Annotated in this window: 20 protein-coding genes, 1 tRNA gene and 3 pseudogenes; 9 read left to right on the top strand and 15 right to left on the bottom strand. The window is 40.7% G+C overall.

Annotation, left to right across the window (positions count from 1 at the left end; translation table 11 throughout):
- Nucleotides 1-241: 241 nt before the first annotated feature.
- The 5 genes and pseudogenes from Xedl_RS17345 to Xedl_RS35710 form a co-directional block, all read left to right on the top strand.
- A pseudogene (locus Xedl_RS17345) lies at nucleotides 242-564 on the top strand (IclR family transcriptional regulator domain-containing protein); the annotation flags it as partial.
- 68 nt (nucleotides 565-632) lie between these two features.
- Nucleotides 633-758, top strand: a complete 126-nt coding sequence (locus Xedl_RS35700) for a hypothetical protein (RefSeq protein WP_279625368.1) — start codon at nucleotides 633-635, stop codon at nucleotides 756-758.
- 35 nt (nucleotides 759-793) lie between these two features.
- Nucleotides 794-1,363: a hypothetical protein gene (locus Xedl_RS17350; RefSeq protein WP_143187464.1), complete on the top strand. Its 570-nt coding sequence runs from the start codon at nucleotides 794-796 to the stop codon at nucleotides 1,361-1,363.
- A gap of 286 nt (nucleotides 1,364-1,649) precedes the next feature.
- The gene (locus Xedl_RS35705; protein ID WP_279625369.1) at nucleotides 1,650-2,036 is read left to right on the top strand and encodes an ISAs1 family transposase; all 387 of its coding nucleotides are present in this window, start codon (nucleotides 1,650-1,652) and stop codon (nucleotides 2,034-2,036) included.
- Entirely contained in the window at nucleotides 2,033-2,623 is a 591-nt protein-coding gene (locus tag Xedl_RS35710) for an ISAs1 family transposase (RefSeq protein WP_279625370.1), read from the top strand. The genes Xedl_RS35705 and Xedl_RS35710 overlap by 4 nt, the downstream gene beginning before the upstream one ends.
- A gap of 18 nt (nucleotides 2,624-2,641) precedes the next feature.
- On the opposite strand, the gene Xedl_RS17360 is transcribed toward Xedl_RS35710, so the two are convergent.
- From Xedl_RS17360 to xerD, 6 genes are all read right to left on the bottom strand, one after another.
- Nucleotides 2,642-2,714, bottom strand: a tRNA-Gly gene (locus Xedl_RS17360).
- Nucleotides 2,715-2,886: 172 nt separating this feature from the next.
- Complete coding sequence (gene lysS / locus Xedl_RS17365) at nucleotides 2,887-4,407, bottom strand: lysine--tRNA ligase (protein ID WP_074025034.1); 1,521 nt, start codon at nucleotides 4,405-4,407, stop codon at nucleotides 2,887-2,889.
- Nucleotides 4,408-4,416: 9 nt separating this feature from the next.
- Nucleotides 4,417-5,515, bottom strand: a protein-coding gene (prfB, locus tag Xedl_RS17370) for a peptide chain release factor 2 (protein WP_143187465.1) whose coding sequence is annotated in 2 segments (ribosomal slippage) — nucleotides 4,417-5,439 and nucleotides 5,441-5,515 — 1,098 coding nt in all. Because the reading frame shifts where the segments join, the coding sequence is not laid out codon by codon here.
- A 137-nt stretch (nucleotides 5,516-5,652) separates the two neighbouring features.
- On the bottom strand, nucleotides 5,653-7,386 hold the full coding sequence (recJ, locus tag Xedl_RS17375; protein ID WP_074025035.1) for a single-stranded-DNA-specific exonuclease RecJ: 1,734 nt from the start codon (nucleotides 7,384-7,386) through the stop codon (nucleotides 5,653-5,655).
- 50 nt (nucleotides 7,387-7,436) lie between these two features.
- Nucleotides 7,437-8,138, bottom strand: coding sequence for a bifunctional protein-disulfide isomerase/oxidoreductase DsbC (gene dsbC / locus Xedl_RS17380; RefSeq protein WP_074025036.1), 702 nt, complete (start codon nucleotides 8,136-8,138; stop codon nucleotides 7,437-7,439).
- 32 nt (nucleotides 8,139-8,170) lie between these two features.
- The gene (xerD, locus tag Xedl_RS17385; RefSeq protein ID WP_083600384.1) at nucleotides 8,171-9,142 is read right to left on the bottom strand and encodes a site-specific tyrosine recombinase XerD; all 972 of its coding nucleotides are present in this window, start codon (nucleotides 9,140-9,142) and stop codon (nucleotides 8,171-8,173) included.
- Between the two features lie 114 nt (nucleotides 9,143-9,256).
- Here xerD and fldB point away from each other — a divergent pair, with 114 nt between their 5' ends.
- The gene (gene fldB, locus Xedl_RS17390; protein ID WP_074025049.1) at nucleotides 9,257-9,775 is read left to right on the top strand and encodes a flavodoxin FldB; all 519 of its coding nucleotides are present in this window, start codon (nucleotides 9,257-9,259) and stop codon (nucleotides 9,773-9,775) included.
- 6 nt (nucleotides 9,776-9,781) lie between these two features.
- Here the strand turns inward: fldB and Xedl_RS17395 are convergent, their stop codons facing one another.
- Together Xedl_RS17395 and sdhE are read right to left on the bottom strand one after the other, a co-directional pair.
- Entirely contained in the window at nucleotides 9,782-10,222 is a 441-nt protein-coding gene (locus Xedl_RS17395; protein WP_074025037.1) for a protein YgfX, read from the bottom strand.
- On the bottom strand, nucleotides 10,203-10,469 hold the full coding sequence (gene sdhE, locus Xedl_RS17400; protein ID WP_074025038.1) for an FAD assembly factor SdhE: 267 nt from the start codon (nucleotides 10,467-10,469) through the stop codon (nucleotides 10,203-10,205). The genes Xedl_RS17395 and sdhE overlap by 20 nt, the downstream gene beginning before the upstream one ends.
- 249 nt (nucleotides 10,470-10,718) lie before the next feature.
- Here sdhE and ygfZ point away from each other — a divergent pair, with 249 nt between their 5' ends.
- Both ygfZ and Xedl_RS17410 read left to right on the top strand, forming a co-directional pair.
- Complete coding sequence (ygfZ, locus tag Xedl_RS17405) at nucleotides 10,719-11,720, top strand: tRNA-modifying protein YgfZ (RefSeq protein ID WP_074025039.1); 1,002 nt, start codon at nucleotides 10,719-10,721, stop codon at nucleotides 11,718-11,720.
- Between the two features lie 16 nt (nucleotides 11,721-11,736).
- On the top strand, nucleotides 11,737-12,342 hold the full coding sequence (locus Xedl_RS17410) for an HD domain-containing protein (RefSeq protein ID WP_074025040.1): 606 nt from the start codon (nucleotides 11,737-11,739) through the stop codon (nucleotides 12,340-12,342).
- A 158-nt stretch (nucleotides 12,343-12,500) separates the two neighbouring features.
- On the opposite strand, the gene Xedl_RS39375 is transcribed toward Xedl_RS17410, so the two are convergent.
- From Xedl_RS39375 to Xedl_RS17440, 6 genes are all read right to left on the bottom strand, one after another.
- Entirely contained in the window at nucleotides 12,501-12,800 is a 300-nt protein-coding gene (locus Xedl_RS39375; protein WP_074025041.1) for a DUF1240 domain-containing protein, read from the bottom strand.
- 112 nt (nucleotides 12,801-12,912) lie between these two features.
- A complete protein-coding gene (locus Xedl_RS17420; RefSeq protein ID WP_074025042.1) occupies nucleotides 12,913-14,094 on the bottom strand; it encodes a MalY/PatB family protein in 1,182 nt (393 codons plus the stop codon).
- A 44-nt stretch (nucleotides 14,095-14,138) separates the two neighbouring features.
- Nucleotides 14,139-15,335, bottom strand: coding sequence for a multidrug effflux MFS transporter (locus Xedl_RS17425; RefSeq protein WP_074025043.1), 1,197 nt, complete (start codon nucleotides 15,333-15,335; stop codon nucleotides 14,139-14,141).
- Nucleotides 15,335-16,849 (bottom strand): Gfo/Idh/MocA family oxidoreductase, encoded by a 1,515-nt coding sequence (locus Xedl_RS17430; protein ID WP_074025044.1) that lies wholly within the window; start codon nucleotides 16,847-16,849, stop codon nucleotides 15,335-15,337. The genes Xedl_RS17425 and Xedl_RS17430 overlap by 1 nt, the downstream gene beginning before the upstream one ends.
- A 10-nt stretch (nucleotides 16,850-16,859) precedes the next feature.
- The gene (locus tag Xedl_RS17435; protein ID WP_074025045.1) at nucleotides 16,860-18,578 is read right to left on the bottom strand and encodes a carbamoyltransferase C-terminal domain-containing protein; all 1,719 of its coding nucleotides are present in this window, start codon (nucleotides 18,576-18,578) and stop codon (nucleotides 16,860-16,862) included.
- Between the two features lie 21 nt (nucleotides 18,579-18,599).
- Nucleotides 18,600-19,421 (bottom strand): class I SAM-dependent methyltransferase, encoded by an 822-nt coding sequence (locus tag Xedl_RS17440; RefSeq protein ID WP_074025046.1) that lies wholly within the window; start codon nucleotides 19,419-19,421, stop codon nucleotides 18,600-18,602.
- Between the two features lie 357 nt (nucleotides 19,422-19,778).
- Here Xedl_RS17440 and Xedl_RS25865 point away from each other — a divergent pair.
- Nucleotides 19,779-20,385: pseudogene (locus tag Xedl_RS25865) on the top strand (IS30 family transposase); the annotation flags it as partial.
- 6 nt (nucleotides 20,386-20,391) lie between these two features.
- Here the strand turns inward: Xedl_RS25865 and Xedl_RS17450 are convergent.
- A pseudogene (locus tag Xedl_RS17450) lies at nucleotides 20,392-20,763 on the bottom strand (IS1 family transposase); the annotation flags it as partial.
- Between the last annotated feature and the right edge of the window lie 182 nt (nucleotides 20,764-20,945).

Raw genomic sequence — 20,945 nt, forward strand, 5'->3', positions numbered from 1 at the left:
AACCATTCATCTATCACATAGTGCAGGTAGATATTGGCAAGTACTGACGATACGATTGACCCTTGGGGACATCCGCACACATTGTCGGATATCTGTTTATGTGAGTTGTAGTGAGTAGAGTGTTGAAACATTGCGGTGGCGAATGCGTTGTTAATTTTATGATCGAGCTAACTATCCAAGAACAAAGCACTACTCTTTGTGATTTTTGACTAAAACGATCCTTAATCTGGATGAATATGAAGCCGTCACTGTCGATCAAGTGCAGTGTAATGCGCTGATGAGAATGTCCGCTCCTATTGGTGGTAAGCTACCGATGCACGCTTCCGGTGCTGGAAAAGCCCTGCTGTCTACCCTATCTGAGCAAAAACGCCTCCACTTGCTGCATAAAAAAGGGATGCACGCTTATACCCAACATACCTGTACCACCGCCGCAGCATTAACAGAAAATCTCGAACAGATCCGCAAGCAAGGTTTTTCATTTGATGATGAAGAACATGCGTTAGGGTTACGCTGTATTGCTGCCTGTATCTATGTGATGAGCATCATGAAGCCTTTGCCGAAATAGGAAATCAGCCCATCGAAGAGCATCAGCAAGCTGACTCCTCAAAGGCTCACTCCTAAATAGGGGTTCGATGTTTAGATTGGCGCTTTCGGTGCGCGGTGAAAATAAAAATGCCACCATCCCGTGTACGTTGGGTACGCGATGGGAACGGGTGGCAGCATGGGTTATTTCTGTAACCACTCAAGGGAATGGGTAGAGAAATATTTCATTTTAGTTTCAGAGGTTAATTAATTGTTAAGCATTATTCGCTTGTTATTGGGTAAAAATGGAGTTAAATATGGCTGCAAATGTACTTACTTTATTGGGGTGGTTATGCCAATCGCGCTAAAGGATTATGTTGAGTATCTCGCTACTGGTCGATATAGGCATCAGTATGTCAATCCTCACGGCCCTCTTCTCCGTGAATACCAAAAAGCTAATGGGAAAACATCTCTATATATAACGACTCGTTATCCTCCATATTTAGTGAGTCCTGCAAATCCTCAGGAAGGTGATGCTGGAGTGACAAGTAGGATAAGAAAGCTTTGCTTTATTCCTTCTGATAATGGAACATACGCATTGCCAGAGCATGACTGTGACATAGGAATCTATTCATATATAGATATTATTGTACCAATACTGTCAAGAGTAAGCTATTTACTCACCTCAAGAGCTGCTGCAACTGCATTTTTCATGCAATTAATGAGCGATCAAGATATTACCTATCATATTCAGAATTATTTTAACCAAGAACGCCTCTATGGAAGATTACCCCCTCAATTCAATCAACGCTTTACAAATTATTATCGATATCGTTATTGATGTAAGGCTCTTTCGTTTCCCCGTACCATAAAAATCCACCACCCCACTATCATTTGCCCTGAGGTGGCAATTGCCATCTTATTTAACCACCTCTACCGTAGCACCGCTTTCATTAGTGATATAAAGCTGATCGCCTTTGTAAAGGAATTGATATCCACCTCCCAGGGCAAACGGGTCTAAATTAACCAATTAATTTTTTTGGGGTACTTTTACTCATTTCAGTACGTTATTAATGGCTGATTGTGGTTTATCATGGATTTTCCATCTCCAATTCTTCTGAAACACGATGATGAAAGCGACCTCTATCAGTCACGCCTTCGGGCATCTCAGCGACCCTCGGGTCAATCGAACTCAGCGCCACTCGCTTATCGATATTCTCACTATCTCAATTTGTGCCATCCTCTGCGGCTGTGAGAATTTCAATGACATTGAAGAATATGGAAAAACCAAAGAAGACTGGTTCCGGCAATTTCTGGCGTTACCTAACGGAATACCCAGCCATGATACCTTCAACGATGTCCTCAACCGACTCAACCCGCACGAGTTTAGCCACGCCTTTACCGCGTGGGTGAAAAGTCTGGCTCACCTGTCCGAAGATATTATTGCGTTAGATGGTAAAACAATGCGGAGCACACTGGATAAGGCCAGGGGGTTCCGGCTATCCATCTGGTGAGTGCCTGGTCGGTCGCCAACCAGCTTTGTTTTGGCCAAGTGAAAGTGTCGGACAAATCCAATGAGATCACCGCGATCCCCAAGCTGCTGGCCTTGCTGGATATCGAAGAGGCAACCATCACGATTGATGCGATGGGCTGCCAGCATCAGATAGCGGAGCAGATAGTGGCAGGTCAGGCGGATTATGTGTTGGCACTGAAAGGCAACCAGGGGGAATTTTATGAGGATATCAAACTGTTTTTAGATACCCATCTGGCCAATCACTTTGCCGGGATAGCACATGACCGAAACCGATGTGTCGAGGGGGATCATGGGCGTATAGAACAACGGCAGGTATGGCTGGTCAGTGATGTTGACTGGCTAAAAGAACGCCATCCACAATGGAAAACGCTGGGTGGAATTGCCGTGGTTGAATCTCATCGGGAAGTCAAAGGGAAAGCAGAGACGTATGAGCGACGTGACTACATCACCAGCCATCAGGCCAGAAGCGCCCAGTTTATCGCGTATGCAATACGCAGCCATTGGCAGATAGAATCGAAATTACACTGGCAATTGGATGTGAGTTTCAAGGTAGTAGACTCTTATTGACTTTGACAGAGGTTTATTTGGAGCAGTGAAGGGAATCGAACCCTCGTATAGAGCTTGGGAAGCTCTCGTTCTACCATTGAACTACACTCGCATCAACGAAGTGATGGCGTTAAATATATACCTCTTACTGAATCTCAGCAAGTAGTATATCGTTAATATTTGTCTATATTTCAGTCGGTTGTTTAAGATTTTTTGATGTATGTAAAAAACGCGCTGTCCGGTTAATCGGACAACGCGTTTAGCCGGTTTTAATCAAAAAATGATTATTTATGCGTATGTGGACGCATTGCCGGGAACAGGATAACGTCACGGATGGTATGACTGTCAGTGAACAACATTATCATACGGTCGATACCAATGCCTAAACCTGCGGTTGGCGGCAAACCGTGCTCCAACGCAGTAATATAGTCTTCATCGTAGAACATCGCTTCGTCATCACCTTGATCTTTCTGGCGAACCTGCTCTGCAAAGCGTTCTGCCTGATCTTCCGCATCGTTCAGCTCCGAGAAGCCGTTACCAATTTCACGGCCACCGATGAAGAATTCAAAGCGATCAGTAATGAATGGGTTGTCATCGTTACGGCGCGCCAGCGGAGAAACTTCTGCCGGATATTCGATAATGAAGGTCGGCTGAATCAGGTGACTTTCAGCGGTTTCTTCAAAGATTTCACACTGCACACGGCCTAAGCCCCAGCCCTTTTCAACATCAATGCCCAAGGATTTCGCGATAGCAACCGCTTTGTCCATATCATCCAGATCTGCCATGTTGGTCTCTGGACGATATTTGCAGATCGCTTCTTTCATAGTCATCTTGGCAAAAGGCTGACCAAAATCAAATTCTTGTTCGCCATATTTCACCAATGTTGTACCCAGTACTTCTTGCGTCAAAGTACGGAACAGTTCTTCGGTCAGTACGATCAGATCCTGGTAATCCGCGTATGCCATGTAGAGTTCCATCATGGTGAACTCTGGGTTGTGGCGCGGGGAGACGCCTTCATTACGGAAGTTGCGGTTGATTTCGAAAACACGCTCAAAACCACCGACCACCAAACGTTTCAAGTACAGTTCCGGCGCAATGCGCAAGTACATGTCGATATCCAGCGCGTTATGGTGCGTAATGAATGGACGCGCACTTGCACCACCTGGGATCGCCTGCATCATTGGCGTTTCAACTTCCATGAAGCCTTTTTGGATCATGAAGCTGCGTAATGACGACATCACGTGGGAACGGATCTGGAATGCCTTGCGGGATTCATCATTCGAGATCAGATCCAAATAACGCTGACGATAGCGCGTTTCCTGATCCGCCAAACCGTGGAATTTATCCGGCAGAGGGCGCAATGCTTTAGTCAGCAGGCGCAGCTCGGTACAATGGATAGAAAGTTCACCCGTTTGAGTTTTAAACAGCTTACCGCGTGCGCCTAAAATGTCACCCAAATCCCATTTCTTGAACTGAGTGTTGTAAATACCTTCCGGCAGGTCATCACGGGAAACGTAAATCTGAATGCGACCCCCCATGTCTTGCAAGGTTGCAAAAGAGGCCTTACCCATGATACGACGTGTCATCATGCGACCAGCGACAGTTACTTCGATGTCAAGCTCTTCCAGTTCTTCTTTAGTCTTGTCATCGTATTTGGTATGCAGATCTACGGAAATGTTTTCGCGACGAAAATCATTTGGGAAAGCAATGCCGTTGCTGCGCAGGGCAGCCAGTTTTTCACGGCGAGTTTTCAGTTCGTTATTTAAATCAGGAGCCTGTTCAGCTCCCTGTTGTTGTTGTGACATTTTAGTTCCTCACAGGCCAGCTTTTAAGCTTGCTTCAATGAATTTATCCAAATCCCCATCCAGCACTGATTGTGTATTGCGGGTTTCTACACCAGTACGCAAATCTTTAATGCGGGAATCATCCAAAACGTAAGAGCGAATCTGACTGCCCCAACCGATGTCCGATTTGTTTTCTTCCATTGCTTGTTTATCTGCGTTCTTCTTCTGCATTTCCAGTTCGTACAGCTTCGCTTTCAACTGTTTCATCGCCTGGTCTTTGTTTTTATGCTGAGAACGATCGTTCTGACATTGGGTGACAATACCAGTCGGTACGTGGGTGATACGTACTGCTGATTCGGTTTTGTTAACGTGCTGACCACCAGCACCAGAGGCACGGTATACATCTATACGTAAGTCAGCCGGATTGATTTCGATATCAATATCATCATCCACTTCTGGATAGATGAAAGCAGAACTGAATGATGTGTGACGACGACCACCTGAATCAAAAGGACTTTTACGTACCAAGCGATGGACGCCCGTTTCTGTACGCAACCAACCGTAAGCATATTCACCTATGATCTTAATGGTGGCTGATTTCAAACCTGCAACTTCACCATCAGACTCTTCCATGATTTCCGTCTTAAAGCCTTTGGATTCTGCCCAACGCAGGTACATGCGCATCAACATGCTGGCCCAATCCTGTGCTTCTGTACCACCAGAGCCCGCCTGAAGATCCAGATAGCAGTTTGCGTTGTCATATTGGCCTGAGAACATGCGACGGAATTCAAGTTGGCTTAGTTTTTCTTCTAACTGTTCCAACTCAGCGACGGCTTCATTGAAGGTTTCTTCGTCATCAGCTTCAACGGCCAACTCCAGTAGACCGTTCACATCTTCCAATCCTTGAGTCAACTGATCGATGGTTTCTACGATGCTTTCAAGTGATGAACGCTCTTTACCTAACGCCTGCGCCCGTTCCGGTTCATTCCAGACACCAGGCTGTTCGAGTTCAGCATTGACTTCTTCTAAACGTTCTTTCTTGGCATCATAGTCAAAGATACCCCCTCAGAACTGCTGTCCGCTCAGACAGGTCCTGAATGTGATTTTTTACCGGATTAATTTCAAACATATTTTGTGTCTTATATACGTTGTGTATTATGAATAAACGATGGTCGCATGGATATTTTCGAACCGCGTATTGTAGCGGATCTATCAGGGGGTTTATACCCTTCATCTTTTAAATGCAGATCGAAAATCGAAGTTCATTCAATAGAGCCAAATATGCTGGATCAGAAGCTGAACATCACGATTACCACGAAATTCATTAATATCCAGTTTATAAGCCAATTCTACCGTTTTGACACTATTATCCGGCCAGCGACTGACATCAATATTAAATGCGATGCCATCTAACATTGGCCCACCATTTAATGGTTCAAGCATAACTTTCAGGTGCTTTTCACCCACAATGCGCTGTTGCAGTAGCTTGAATTTGCCGTCAAAAACCGGTTCTGCAAATGCCTGCCCCCACGGGCCACCCTCACGCAGAATTTCAGCCACTTCCAGCGATAATTCCCCCAAAGCTAATTCACCGTCACTCCAGATAACACCGTCAAGTTGGGTAATATCCATCCAGTCTGCCAGTAGTTCGGAAAAATAGCGCTGAAAGAGATCAAATTTGTCTTGTTCAATCGACAATCCCGCAGCCATCGCATGACCGCCAAATTTCAACATCAATCCTGGGTGCAGCGTATCAAGACGTTCAAGTGCATCTCGCATATGCAAGCCATTTACCGAACGCCCTGAACCTTTCAAAGTACCATCGCCCGCCGGAGCAAAAGCAATCACCGGACGGTGAAAACGCTCTTTAATGCGTGAAGCCAAAATACCCACCACTCCCTGATGCCATTCGGGATGGTAAATTGCTAACCCGTAAGGTAGCTGCGTATGGGTTCGCTCGATTTTATCGCAGATCTGCAAGGCTTCTTGCTGCATACCTTGTTCGATTTCTCGACGGGTTTGGTTTAGGCTATCCAGCTCGCAAGCAATCTGACGGGCTTGCACCATGTCATCAGTCAATAGCAACGCGACCCCAACAGACATATCATCCAGACGTCCGGCTGCATTTAACCGTGGTCCCAACGCAAATCCCAAATCACTGGCTGCCAATTTTGTCGATTCCCGTTTGGAAACTTCGAGCAGCGCTCGTATTCCCGCACAGCAACGTCCTGCCCGAATGCGATTGAGTCCTTGATATACCAAAATTCGGTTATTGGTATCGAGGGGAACCACGTCAGCCACTGTACCCAATGCCACTAAATCCAGCAGCTCCGCCAAATTAGGTAATGGAATGCCTTGTTGCTCAAACCATGCCAATTTGCGCAATTCAGCTCTGAGTGCAGACATCAGATAAAATGCAACACCAACTCCTGCCAATGCCTTAGAGGGAAAGGCGCAGTCAGCTAAATTAGGGTTGATAATAGCCTCTGCGGCTGGCAGAGTTTCGCCCGGTAAATGATGATCAGTGACGATCACCTTGATGCCATGTTGATGTGCCGCGGCTACACCATCATGGGATGAGATCCCATTATCCACGGTGATAATCAGATCTGCGCTTCTTTTAACAACTTCATCAACTACCTGAATGCTTAATCCATAACCATCTTCAAAACGGTTTGGAACAAGGTAGTCAAGGTTACGATATCCCATTGCCCGCAAGGCACGGATGCTCAATGCGGTACTGGTTGCCCCATCAGCATCAAAATCACCAACAATCACAATGCGCCAATGTTCATGTAATGCCGTGATCAGCAAGGCCACTGCCTGCTCAATACCATTGAGGGATTGGTAATTGAGAAGTCCCTTTGCACTACGCTCCAATTCATTGGCCTGACGTATGCCACGCATAGCGTATAAACGACGCAATAATGGATGAATATCGTTGGGAAGATGGTCAGGATCCGCCACCGGTCGGCGGCGGAGTTGTGTTTCTCTACTCACAATTTTTATTCACTAACTTGTATTTACTGAATGAGATAGGTCGATTTTGATTACTCACCATAATGTTCCAATTCAGCTAGCAAATCTTTCGGTGACAAATAACCACCGATCATATTGCCATCTTTTAGAATAATCGCCGGTGTGCCCTTGACGCCAAACTGCAAGCCTAGCTGATATTGTTTCGCGATATCTGTCTTGCATTCCTGAATTGGAGAGACTTGTTCACCTTTGAAAACAGCGTTCAGTGACTTGTTCGGTGTCGCACTGCACCAAATGGATTGCATATCTTTAGCTGATTGATGTTGCAAACCATGACGAGGGAACGCCAGATAACGGACAGTAATCCCCAACTCATTGTATTCTTGCATACTCTCATGCAATTTACGGCAATAACCACAGGTAATATCAGTAAAAACAGTAACAACATGTTTTTCTTTTGGTGCTTTGTAAATAATCATTTGTTTTTTCAAAGCTTCCAGCTTTTTCACCAGAACCTGGTTGCTGATATTTTTGGGTATTTTGCCACTAATATCATAAAGTAAGCCTTGTAACAGGTACTTACCATCATCAGATACGTAAATAATGCCCTGTTCAGTTAGAATTGAACTCACACCTGGCAGTGGTGATGGGGTGATGTTTTCTGCCTTAATTCCCATTTTAGACAGGGTGTTATTGATGGTGCTCTCATCAGCAAAGGCATTGCTGACAACAGCAGTCAACAGTAATGAAAAGCAAAACGCGATCTTCTTCATTATTTGTTCCTTTATTTTCACCTAATCCGCAGCTACCCGCGGGGATGATGTTGTTGATGCAGCACTTTAAGACGTTCGGTTGCTACATGAGTGTAAATCTGAGTTGTGGAGAGGTCACTATGACCTAATAACATCTGCACAACACGTAAATCTGCACCATGATTGAGTAGATGTGTTGCAAAAGCATGGCGCAGGACATGGGGTGACAAGCGTTCAATATCAATGCCCGCCAATACGGCATAGTGTTTGATCCGATGCCAGAATGTCTGGCGTGTCATCTGTGTTCCCCGCTTACTGGGGAAAAATACATCAGATACAGAACCATTCAATAAGCATTGGCGTCCATATTCCAGATATTTCTCCAGCCAATAAACGGCCTCTTCTCCCAAAGGAACCAATCTTTCCTTATCTCCCTTACCCACAATTCTGACTACTCCCTGACGTAAACTCACATCAGATAAGGTCAGGCCAACCAGTTCTGAAACTCGCAATCCGCAAGCATAAAGCACTTCCAGCATGGCCTTATCTCGCAATTCGATGGGGTGGTCAACCAAAGGGGTGTTAAGCAAATCTTCAACTTGTTTTTCACTTAAGTCCTTCGGCAAACGTTTCGGTAATTTAGGCGAAGATAACAATGCTGTTGGATCATCTTCCCGCATTCTTTCACGATATAGATACTGAAACAACCGCCGCATTGCGCTCAACAATCGGGCTGAACTGCTGGCTTTATAACCGCCATCCACTCGCTCAGCCAAAAATGATTGTAATTCTATCGACTGCACTGAAAGTAAATCATGACCATAATGTATCAACCAATTGTTCAAGGCTTGTAAATCAAGCCGATAAGAAGTCAACGTATTTTCAGCCAGCGCTTTTTCCAGCCAGATAGTATCGAGGAATTGCTCTATCAGAGGATTGGCCGATGGATGTGGTTCCGTTGGATACTGTTTAATGACATCATCTTCCAATGAATGGTTGTCTGATAGGTGGTGTTTTCTTGGCATTATTCCTCCTTTCTGTCTGCCTATCTGCGCCTTCCAATCGGCTATTATGCCTGAAAAAGCAATTATTCTGGTACAATACCGATCCTGATATTCAAAATTCCCTGATAAATAATGATGAAAATTGGTCTCTTTTACGGCTCCAGTACCTGCTATACAGAAATGGTAGCAGAAAAAATACGCGATATACTCGGTGAAGATCTGATCGACCTGCATGATGTCAAGGATTGTGATCCCCGTTTGATGGAAGAATATTCTGTCCTGATCCTCGGTATTCCCACCTGGGATTTCGGTGAATTACAAGAGGATTGGCTGGCTATTTGGGATCAACTTCCCTCGTTAGATCTGGCAGGGAAAATCGTTGCTATGTATGGAATGGGTGATCAAATCGATTATGGTGAATGGTTTTTGGATGCATTGGGCATACTGTATCACCATCTGCTACCAACGGATGTTCAGTTTATTGGGTTTTGGCCAACAGAGGGTTATGAATTTACCAGCCCGAAACCGCTCTCCGAAGATGGCAAACATTTTGTTGGGCTGGCACTGGACGATGTGAACCAATTCGAACAAACAGACGAACGTTTAAGCGAATGGTGTATGCAAATATTGGCTGAAATGGAAGCACTGTTTTAGCCGCCGTCACAGTTCAGGGTATTGGCGCATCAATTGATTCAAATGACGCCAGGCAACGGGCGACATACTATCTGATGCTATCCATAATCGAATTGGCGGTTGGTAGCATATATTTTCTGCCCGACTAAATGCATGGAGCATAACAACCATTCCATAGCGATGGCGCCACGGTGGCTGAACGATGCGCCAGGCAGCTTTTTGCCAATGCACTTTGTTGCCTTTGAACAGTACCAACCTGCCCTGACACTGCCGGATATTTTTCTGGCTCCATGCCCAACTGCTTATAATAATGGCAAACAGTGGAAACCAGAAAAATGGAAGCCAAAAACCAACACTGTTAATTGGCCAGGGTGCCACCAAAGCCGCAATTGCGACTACACCATGCACACCCGTGGAAAACAGGCGAGTATGGCGAGACTCCCTTAATTTATTGTTCCACAGGACCACGGGCTTGGTTTCTGCTCTGGATCAATTTCACCATATGATACAGCTCATCATCTTCGGGTCGTCCATGATTCATGAGCCAATTGAAAAGGTCGGGATCTGGGCACTCCAGCAAACGAACGAAAATTCGTTTGTCATCATCACTCAATGAATCATATTCATATTCAAAAAATGGCATGATAGAAATATCCAGTTCACGCATTCCACGACGACATGCCCAGTGAATACGTGCTTTATTATCAATATCCATGTTTAAAAAGCCTCTTTATCATTTTCATTCGTGCCATTAAGACGGCAATAAGATTATCAACGATTCTGGCCTGTTTTTCATCATCTGCATCGGTGAAATCACGAGATATATCGACAAGATGCGAAGCCTATCGCAACAGATTGACAATTCATGCCTTATCTATAAATAACAGAATAACTCCTTTGCATTAAACCGCTTCTCTTTTACCATTATCGTCATTTCTCAGTTAATTTACTGGCAGGAGCTGTTATGACTTACCCAATTCCGTTTTCTGCACAATATCCATCTTCTTCTGCAACTCTACCACTGACTTTAATTTCCCTTGATGATTGGGGAATAGTGACAGCCACAGGCGCTGATGCGAAAAAGTATCTGCAAGGTCAGATTACAGCCGACCTTACCTCACTAAATGATAACCAGCATGTGTTAACTGCCCATTGTGATGCCAAGGGCAAGATGTGGAGTAACTTACTCCTGTTTCAGCGTGGTGAAGGTTTTGCCTATATTGAACGCCGTTCATTGTTGGAAACCCAATTAACCGAATTGAAAAAGTATGCTGTGTTTTCCAAAGTGACGTTTGCCAAAGATGAAGAAAGCATCTTGCTCGGTGTCGCCGGCACAGGAAATCGGGAAGCGCTGACAGCCCTCTTCCCAACCCTGCCCGACACCGAATCTCCTGTTATCCAACATGAAACCACAACCCTTCTCCATCTGGCGCTTCCCGCTGAACGTTTCCTTATCATCACAGATAAAACCACCGCCGCTAAAATAACTGAAACGCTAGTCGAAGAGTTCCAATCTCAGTTGAATGATAGCCAGCAATGGCTGGCGCTGGAGATTGAAGCAGGAACTCCAGTGATTGATGCCGCCAGCAGTGCACAATTTATTCCACAAGCAACTAACCTTCAGGCCATCGAAAACAGCATCAGCTTTAAAAAAGGCTGTTATACCGGTCAGGAAATGGTAGCCAGAGCCAAATATCGTGGGGCAAACAAGCGAGCCATGTACTGGCTGGCGGGTAATGCCGCTTCCCTGCCTGTCGTTGGCGATGATTTGGAATGGCAGTTAGGCGATAAATGGCGTCGGACAGGCTCAGTATTAGCAGCGGTCAAACTGGCTGATGGTTCAATCTGGGTACAAGTTGTCATGAATAATGATATGGAAGCAGAGAGTATATTTCGTATCCGTGATGATGAAGGTAATGTTCTTACCATTCAAACATTGCCTTATTCCCTAAACGAAGAAAAATAATTATTGAGGTTTTTGTATGTCATTAGCTGTACCTTCTGTTGATTTCGGCCCTTTCACCGATGTCATTGCGTTTATCATGGAGCTGGATCAATTAAAATACGTCCATCGCAAAACAAAGTTATTGAATAATACGCGCCATGAAAACTCCGCTGAACATAGCTGGCATTTTGCTATTGCTGTGCTTGGCTTTGCTCCTTATGCCGGAGATGTGGACATTAGCCGCGTCGTACAAATGGCTTTGATCCATGACATTGTTGAGATCGATGCGGGTGATGTTATCGCGTTCGATCTGGCAGCCCGTGAAGCCATTCACGAACATGAAGTGAAAGCGGCTCACCGTATTTTTGGTTTACTACCGGAAACCCAGGGAAAATATTTTCTGGAACTTTGGCAAGAATACGAAGACGCCATCACACCGGAAGCGCGTTTTGCTAAAACCCTCGACAGAATTATGCCGGTATTTATGAACCTGCATAACGAAGGACAGAGTTGGGTTGAGAATAATATTCGTTTTGAGCAAGTTTACAACCTGCTCCACTTTGTTGCCGAAAGTTATCCTGAACTATGGAAATACCTGCTGCCTCAATTAGAAGCAGCAAAAGAAAAAGGCTGGTTGAAATAATCTTCTGTCTTTTTTTCTTCTAATTCTCTAACAAGTATCCCTCGGCATAGATCTATCTCTTGACCTATGAAATATGGTCAAGAGACAGGCCTGGCTGGGGGTTTTCTATATACAAAACAAAAAAACATATAATGTATATGCTTATTAGTCACATAGATTTATATTTTTACATATTTTTTTGGAGCATTTAGTGATTTTTTATAACAAGTAATATATCCGTTTTCTTTTAATTTTAAATCAGCGTGCCAAGATACAGGAAAGCTAAGAATAAAACCTAAAATACCAATAAATGTAAGAAATTTAAAAATTGAATTATTTTTTTTGGGCGTCTTTGAAAGAGATAAACAATAAAGTATTGAAATGCAAAAATAACATAACAAAGGATAAAAAAACAATATTGCAATCATCCGCCATGAAAAAACAACCACATCAGAATGATGATACAATAAAAAGAACATTTTTATATAAAAAACATTTATTTTAATCAAGTAATAATAACATTCTAAAATTATGGATAACCCATTTATAAAGAATGTTTGTAACTTAACAGGATTCTTTTAGAGGTTAAAATTAACACTCTTCAAATAACCGGCTTAACCGTTGCATAGCTACATTTAATATTGAACGGGAACATGCAAAATTAATTCGAGCAAATCCAGCATAATCAGAACCAAATTTTATACCGTCATCCAGCCACAATCGAGAATGATTAAGTAATTTGCCCTGTAAATTCTGTGGCTCAATACCACTATTTCTGAAATCTAACCAACCAAGATAAAGAGCATCAGATTCAAAAAGTTTAACTTGAGGAAGATGATCTAAATATTGCTTTAGAAACCTTCGATTATCACGTAAATATATCAGTAATTCAGACAGCCATAGGTCCCCATAGCGATAAGCTGCTTCACAAGCAACAAGCCCCAACATATTTGGAATATGCAATGAACAACGCGCATATGTCCGTTTCAGTTCATCACGTACTCTTTTATTGGTGATAAATAAATTAGAGGTTTGTAACCCCGCAAGGTTGAATGTTTTACTTGGGGAAGTACAAGTAATGCAGATATCTGCAAACTCATCATGAATACTGGCAAAAGGTTGATGATACTTACCCATGGTCAAAATCAAATCCTGATGTATTTCATCAGAAATAACCATAATGCCATGACGCAAACAAACATTTCCCATAGCCGTTAACTCTTCTTTACTCCATACATGTCCTATTGGATTATGCGGGTTACACAAAAAAAATAGTTTAGTTTTTGGTGTGATAGCAGCTTCAAATTCATCAATATCCAACACATAATTCGCTGTTTTCTCAATCAACGGTGCGGTTACTACATGCCGTCCATTAAGCAATGAACAGTTATAAAAAGATCCATAAACTGGTGGCTGAATTAAAATATCATCCCCCTGTTGAGTAAAAGTCTGGATGATAAGACTAAGACTATTCACTACGCCAGGAGTCTGTACAATCCACTCTTCCCTAATTGACCAACCGTGATGCTGTAATTGCCACTGTATTATGGCCTCAAACATATCATCACTGGCTCTAGTGTACCCCAATATTCCTTTATTTATAGCATCATGAAGAGCATTCAGAACTTCATTAGGACATTTGAAATCCATATCTGCGATCCATAGTGGGAGAGGAGGCTCATTAATACTATGCAATAAATAAGGTGATGGATACTGCCATTTGATTAAATGGGAATCTTTATGATCAATAATGTCATCAAAATCATAAGGCATATGAGATCCTACTATTTTCTAGAAAATATTTTTTATAAGCGATATTAATCAGTATTCATAACTAAATTATTTATCTTATATACATATAGTAGTATCCAAATAGCTATAGATAACAAGAAATAAGCAATTATCATTGCTCGCCAATCGCTACTCCAATAGGTCATAACAAGCCAAGCAATCAATGATGAAAATGACATCTGTATCGCTGCCATCATTGCAGATGCACGACCCGCCAAATGAGTAAATGGAGATAATGCAATAGCTGCACCTGTGCCAATCAGTATGGCAAATCCCAAACTTCCCAATGTCGCCGAAATGAGATAGGGCCAAACTGAAATCTTAAAAAGATAAACAGTTAAAACAAAACCGATCATTGCCAATAATAACAGTAATGCACCGCTATTCAGCATTTTAGTTGCTTTAACAAGCCCTAAAAATTTAGCAGTCAACAGGCTACCAGCAGTGATAGCAACAGCATTAACAGAGAAATAATAACCAAATCTATCAACCGGAATATGTAACATTTCAATAAGCACAACAGGTGAACTGGAAAAGAAGATCAATTGAGACGCAAACCCCAAACTACTTGCAAAACATCCAAGCAAAAATTCAGGGTGACGCAACACTTTCAAATATCCTGAAAATACCGTTTCAGGCTGAAATACAAAATCCTGACATCCTTCAAGTAACGGTTTCCATAAAGCAAGAAAACAACATAATAGAGTGAAAACTCCCAATACGTAAAAGGTAGACCTCCAACCATAGTTCACAACCAATACGCCACCAATAATAGGAGCCAACACTGGCACTAGGCTGATTACACCATTAAGTATACTGAATACTTTCCCTATTACCGCTCCTTGAAAACGTAATGGGATACTGGCGAGAACGGAAACTCCCATCGCACCCGCACCACAGCCTTGCATCAGCCGTAATACTATAATTAAAGAAAAACTATCAGCAAAATATACCCCCAAACTTCCCAACGTATAAAAAGCTCCGCCATATAAGAAAACACGCTGAGCTCCCAACTGATCAACCATCGGCCCAAAAAATAACTGACTTAAACTTAAGCACAATACAAACCCACTGATCAACCATTGAGTCATTCCCGGTAAACTATGCAGTTCACGAGATATCATTGGCATACCTGGCAGGCAAAGATCCAAACCTAATGGTGCAGCAATCACCAACGGAAATAGCCAGATAAGTTGTACAGTAATATTTCTTTTCTGTGCCATCAATTAAAAGTTTCCTCTAGTTTTGATATATTTTGTTTGCTACATAAACGACGATTGATCAGAGGATTTAATTGATGATAGCGATGACTAATAGACTGATAGATTGCTGATATCAGAGTAGCACTAATTTCGTGTTTACTAAAATCCGACACCATATCCTTTGATGAAATTTCTCCCCTTATACCAGAAATAAATTCATAAAATGCTTTAGCTTTGGACTTACCTTTTAAGCCCTTTCGTCCACCTTCCATATCGATGATATTATCAATATCAATAACTTCAATATGCTTTCCACCAAGAATTTTATGGTTGCGAAAAATATAAATCTCCAAATGTTCCTTTGTGCCAATACGACGATTATTATATTGGTTACCAATAGGAAACTCGTCTGATTTGTATGAATGAAAGTGAATCGACTGAAAAGGACCTTGCTGAAATATATGGGATTCATGAGCGACACGACCATTTCCCCTATAAAGATCGCGACCAATTGCCGTTATCCAACTTCTCTGGGAATACCCATTATGACACAAATTTATAGAAGCTGCAGTTATCGTTCTATCTCCTCGTTTAAAACAAATATTGCTGCTACAATCAACTTCACCAAAAGTCCCTAACAATATTTTTAATTGATTCTCATCATAATTATTAACCTCATCAAAAGCTTGTTGACCAAACAATTTATGGTAATCATTTAAAGTAAATTGTCGAAGAACATCATCAGGCCGAATTGCTGTCGAGAATACATCAATATTATCGTATTCTTTTTCTTCGTTGATAGCAGCCTCTAATACAAAAGGAATAATATCAAAGTAGTGATAACCACTATGTGAACATTTTCCATATCCTTGATTATAAGGATGATAATGTTGCTCCACTATTTCAGTTGGCATACGCCATTGTCCATCGGAATGAAAAGTTTGTATGTTTGTTACTGGACAATTAGTCATAGTAAAACATTCATTAAGACGCTCTTTAATTAAATTAAAAGATGTTTGATACCTCCTTTGTGCCATCAAAGAGAAAACCTGATATGGATTACTATGCTTTTTTTCCTGATATAGTGAATTAAGAAAACAGTAATCATCAGAAATTTTCATCGACTTTTCAATTGATGTAGAAATATTTTCATAAGAAGATATAGGTTTATCCATCAAGATAGATAACCCTGCATTTAGAGCCCATTTAGCGTATTTTAAATGAGATAATGGTTCAGTTGCAATAACAACTCCATTAATAGAATATTTACATACAACCTCATTTAGTATATTTTTTTCATATGCACTTAATTCATCTAGATTACCATTCCCACCAAAATATATTACTTCTGGCTTCAGTCTCTTATCTGATAAATATAATTCAATATTTGATTTTTCAGATATCAAATCTATTGCAGCACATAGATTCAGTTGAGGATTATCAATCTCACCTTCCAATAATGGATAGTATATTCTTTTCGCATGAGGACCAAACCCAATCAATAGTAAATTGACTATAAAATTATTATTCATCATACAATCCAATTTATCTCTTTAAGTTAATTGGCTTTTTCTCTAGCATATAATTACCAACAAATAATGCATGCATTCCGATCGCTTTTCTAAAGCAATCAATAGCATCGATAGGAGATTCAACAATTGGCATACCAGCCAAATTGAAGCTAGTATTGAGTACTACAGGAACACCAGTAATATTTCCAACTTCTTTAATCAAATTATAAAATTTTTGATTCGAAGCAGAAGATACAGTTTGCAATCTGGCAGTACCATCCACATGAATACAAGCAGGCATATCAAATTTAGCTCGCTCTTTGACAGGAGCGACTTTCATCATATACGGAACAGGGGATAGAATATCAAAATAATTATCAGCATTTTCCTCTAATACCACAGGGGCATAAGGTCTGAACCACTCACGTAACTTAATTTGGCTATTAAGAATTTCTTTCGTCCAACTATTCGATGGCGAAGCAAGAATGCTGCGATTACCCAATGCTCTCGGTCCATATTCACTACGATCCTGAAACCAACCAATTATTTTACCATCAGCAATTAAATGTGCAGCTCGATACTCAGGATCACTTATTCTCTTAATAATAAACTCTTTTTCATAAACACGAACACTTCTCTCAATTTCATCTTCTGAATAAATAGGCCCTAAATAAGGTGAAGAGTTAAATTTAGGAATTCTACTATCTTTTTTCCAGAAATAATCAGCTGCCGCACCGAGAGCCAAACCAGCATCACCAGGAGAAGGAGGTACATAAACAGTAATATTCAGCTCCTCTTCCAGCTTACGATTCATTACTGAATTCATAGCCACACCACCAACAACACATAATGTATCAACATTATATTTATCAATTAATCCCTTCACCCGATGGATGATCGATTTATGCAATTGATCTTGAGCCCACGCTGCTAAGTGCATATCAAAAGGACGAATAACACCAGTCTTTAAGCGACGTTCTGGAATGTCAATACCCTGCTTTTTAAACCAATTCCGAATATCTTTTATGCAATTTTCAATATAACCTTCATTCATCAGCGCAGAGACTACACCAGTATCTGTTTCAATAAATGGTGAATAGTCTGAAAAAACATTAGGATCACCAAATGAAGCAAGTCCCATGGTTTTTCCTGATTCACGATAACTATCAAATCCGAGATAACAAGTCACGTCACCATAAAATCTTCCATAACCTTGATCGCAAGAATGCGTATTGTCCTGGGCTATCAGATACAAATTATCATTCTCATACAAATAATAACTAACCTGTTCAGCTGCATTATTCTCTAACACTATAGGATCAGTTCTTTCACCAAGAATATTACCTGTGTGATCAGCAACAACAACCAATGCACGCTTAATATCCGTTTGACTAATAGCACTTAAGGCGTGGGCAGAGTGATGTGATTTCACAATATGGATATTGTCAAAACCAGGAAATAACGCATTTAATTCTTTTTTAAGGTTATCATCAAGAGTATCTAAGTCAATCATCGGCTGGCCAAAACTGACAACAGAAATCGCCGAAATATCATCTAGTAGCAGATTATTTCTTTCCAATATTTCCTTAACCGCATAAACAACGTGACCATCATATTTCTTCTTTGAAATCCGTTCTTCAGCTATTGCCATAATAACTTGATTTCTATCAGCCAATACAACATTACCATCATAAGTCACAGTACCATCTGCTAGCATAGGAATATTAATAGCTAACACTACTTCTTTTTTCATAATAGAACCTTATTTTTCAATCTAATACTTTTTGGCACGTAGTAAAAACATTAATGGTATAGATAACAGTTTATCATCAAAGCACCACCACCCTTCTTCATTTTGTGACAACTGAGAAAAAACCTTGTAGAAACTTTTATCAAATTCTTTAAATACAGTTAAATGAAGATTTTCATTCATCAAATTTGTTATTATTTCAGAAATGCTATGAAACCAGATATATTGTTCCTGATTTTTTATCGGACTATCTCTATTCGCATAAGAATATTTATAGTTTGCTTTTATAGGTTTTCCAGAACTAGCATTCACAAAAATATTTTTACTATTAAAAGGAGCATTATCCTGACTAGGGTTACTAAACATACGAGCAAAAGGATGTTCATCAACAATAATAAAATCCCCCCCTAACTTAAGATGTGAGGATATTGTTTTCGCCCATAGGCTTAAATCTTGAAGCCAAACAAGAACTCCATACGAAGTATAAATAAGATCAAACTCACCAAGATTTAAAGAAGATAAATCATAGACATTAGCACAATAAAAGTTCGTTTTAAGGCCAAATTTATTTTTGATTTTTTCCGCACAACCAATAGATAAAGAAGAATAATCAATAGCTGTGACTTTTGCTCCTAACATCTCAAGAGCTAAACTATCTAATCCAATATGACATTGTAAATGAAGAACTTTTTTCCCCTCTAAGTTTTCTAGTTCTGATAACTCTATATTTTTTAATTTATATTTCAATGGATCATAATTATCAACATCATAATCAGAACAACTGGAATGTATCTGAGATAGTTCATTCCAGAACTTAATGTTCTTGTTATCATATAAAGATTCCAATGCATAACTCCATTATAGTCAAATAAAAAATCATATGAAAATTTATAATTAATGTTATCAAATCATATTGAACATCACCAGAATAATGAATATATTTATTCAAACTCATTTATATTCTGTATATCTATTTAACACCAGATAAATTTAATAGAATTTAAACTCTAAAACACATATATCTTGTGAAATATAAAGATACAGAATATTAATTTAATAATAATTTTATTTCTTGGCCTAGCCTAATAATTGCAATTTCTGCGAAAGGTGGTCAGTTGCTATAGTAGGCATCTCTCCTACCAAAGGAAAATGCACTATGGCCTATACACAACTGATTGAAATAGAAAAATATCAGATTTTCAGCTTAAAGTGTTAGAGAATCTCCATGCTGCCATAAAAGCAGTAAAGGTGACACCAGAGATAACACAGTTGATTAAGTAGTTAATTTGGCAAGATTTAAGCCCTGAACAACCTGTGGGTTATCTCAAGCGGAAAATGAGAATATCTTTACATCATGAAACGATTTATAGATTGATTTACAAAGATAAAATTAATAGTGGTGATCTATGGCAGCATCTAAAAATTGCCAAAAAACGTATCGTAAACACTATGAAAGATGAGCACAGAGGAAAAATCAAAAATAGAGTCAGTATTGATAATCCTCTAAAAATCATTGATAAAAAAACAGCGTATTAGTGATTAGGAAAGTGATACTATCATTGGAAAAGATCATAAAAGTGCACTATTAACATTGGTTGAAAGAAATCCGCTATTTACCATCAGTATTAAACTTGAAGATAAAACAGCTCACCTTGAAAAAGAGGAGTAAATGAGAATACCAATGGATTAATTAAAGATGGCTTCCCAATAAGGAATAAATTTTAATAAGATATCAGAGCAGGAGGTAAATCTTGTGGCAAATCGCTTAAATAAACGCCATAGAAAAACGGGTCGTGACTCCAATAGTTAGATTACCCTATAAAGAATAGTATTCCCGTTCGATGAAAGTCCCTATCACCTTATCGTGCATCTCCTCTGATTTGGAATAACCTATCGTCCTTCGGTTCAGTCTTTTTAAACGTGTACGTAATGTCAGATTGGTTCTTTCTATACGTTGGGTATAATGTTTTCCAACAATATGTTTTTCTTCAGGAAGTCGGTTGTAAGGTGCATAATCATCCGTACAGTAAAACCTGACATTAAAAGGTGATAATAACTCAAGGAGTTTGCGTAAAGTCGCCGTACTGCGATCACCAAAAACATGTGCCACAACTCGCTTGAGGCGAGGCTCCCAGGCATACCAGAGCCAGCGTTGATTCTTTTTACTTCTCACAAATGACCATTGCTGGTGAGTAGACCTGCCCAGTCACCCGGGCAGATCCCTCCTCAGAACCGGACATGCAGAACTACCGCATCCGGCTCCCGACAGACCCCAGTCGTCACACCTATTCAGCAAGAATTGAACATTGAATGGACTTTCCAGCTTGAAGGATAACCCAGCACTTTCAGGATCAAAGTCAGCTTTTCCCA

The sequence above is a fragment of the Xenorhabdus eapokensis genome (assembly GCF_001908105.1).

Coding starts and splice junctions, on each gene's coding strand:
- Xedl_RS35700 (WP_279625368.1), top strand. CDS start 633: ATGTTTAGATTGGCGCTTTCGGTGCGCGGTGAAAATAAAAATGCCACC.
- Xedl_RS35705 (WP_279625369.1), top strand. CDS start 1,650: ATGATGAAAGCGACCTCTATCAGTCACGCCTTCGGGCATCTCAGCGAC.
- lysS (WP_074025034.1), bottom strand. CDS start 4,407: ATGTCACAACAACAACAGGGAGCTGAACAGGCTCCTGATTTAAATAAC.
- dsbC (WP_074025036.1), bottom strand. CDS start 8,138: ATGAAGAAGATCGCGTTTTGCTTTTCATTACTGTTGACTGCTGTTGTC.
- xerD (WP_083600384.1), bottom strand. CDS start 9,142: ATGCCAAGAAAACACCACCTATCAGACAACCATTCATTGGAAGATGAT.
- fldB (WP_074025049.1), top strand. CDS start 9,257: ATGAAAATTGGTCTCTTTTACGGCTCCAGTACCTGCTATACAGAAATG.
- sdhE (WP_074025038.1), bottom strand. CDS start 10,469: ATGGATATTGATAATAAAGCACGTATTCACTGGGCATGTCGTCGTGGA.
- ygfZ (WP_074025039.1), top strand. CDS start 10,719: ATGACTTACCCAATTCCGTTTTCTGCACAATATCCATCTTCTTCTGCA.
- Xedl_RS17410 (WP_074025040.1), top strand. CDS start 11,737: ATGTCATTAGCTGTACCTTCTGTTGATTTCGGCCCTTTCACCGATGTC.
- Xedl_RS39375 (WP_074025041.1), bottom strand. CDS start 12,800: ATGTTCTTTTTATTGTATCATCATTCTGATGTGGTTGTTTTTTCATGG.
- Xedl_RS17420 (WP_074025042.1), bottom strand. CDS start 14,094: ATGCCTTATGATTTTGATGACATTATTGATCATAAAGATTCCCATTTA.
- Xedl_RS17425 (WP_074025043.1), bottom strand. CDS start 15,335: ATGGCACAGAAAAGAAATATTACTGTACAACTTATCTGGCTATTTCCG.
- Xedl_RS17430 (WP_074025044.1), bottom strand. CDS start 16,849: ATGATGAATAATAATTTTATAGTCAATTTACTATTGATTGGGTTTGGT.
- Xedl_RS17435 (WP_074025045.1), bottom strand. CDS start 18,578: ATGAAAAAAGAAGTAGTGTTAGCTATTAATATTCCTATGCTAGCAGAT.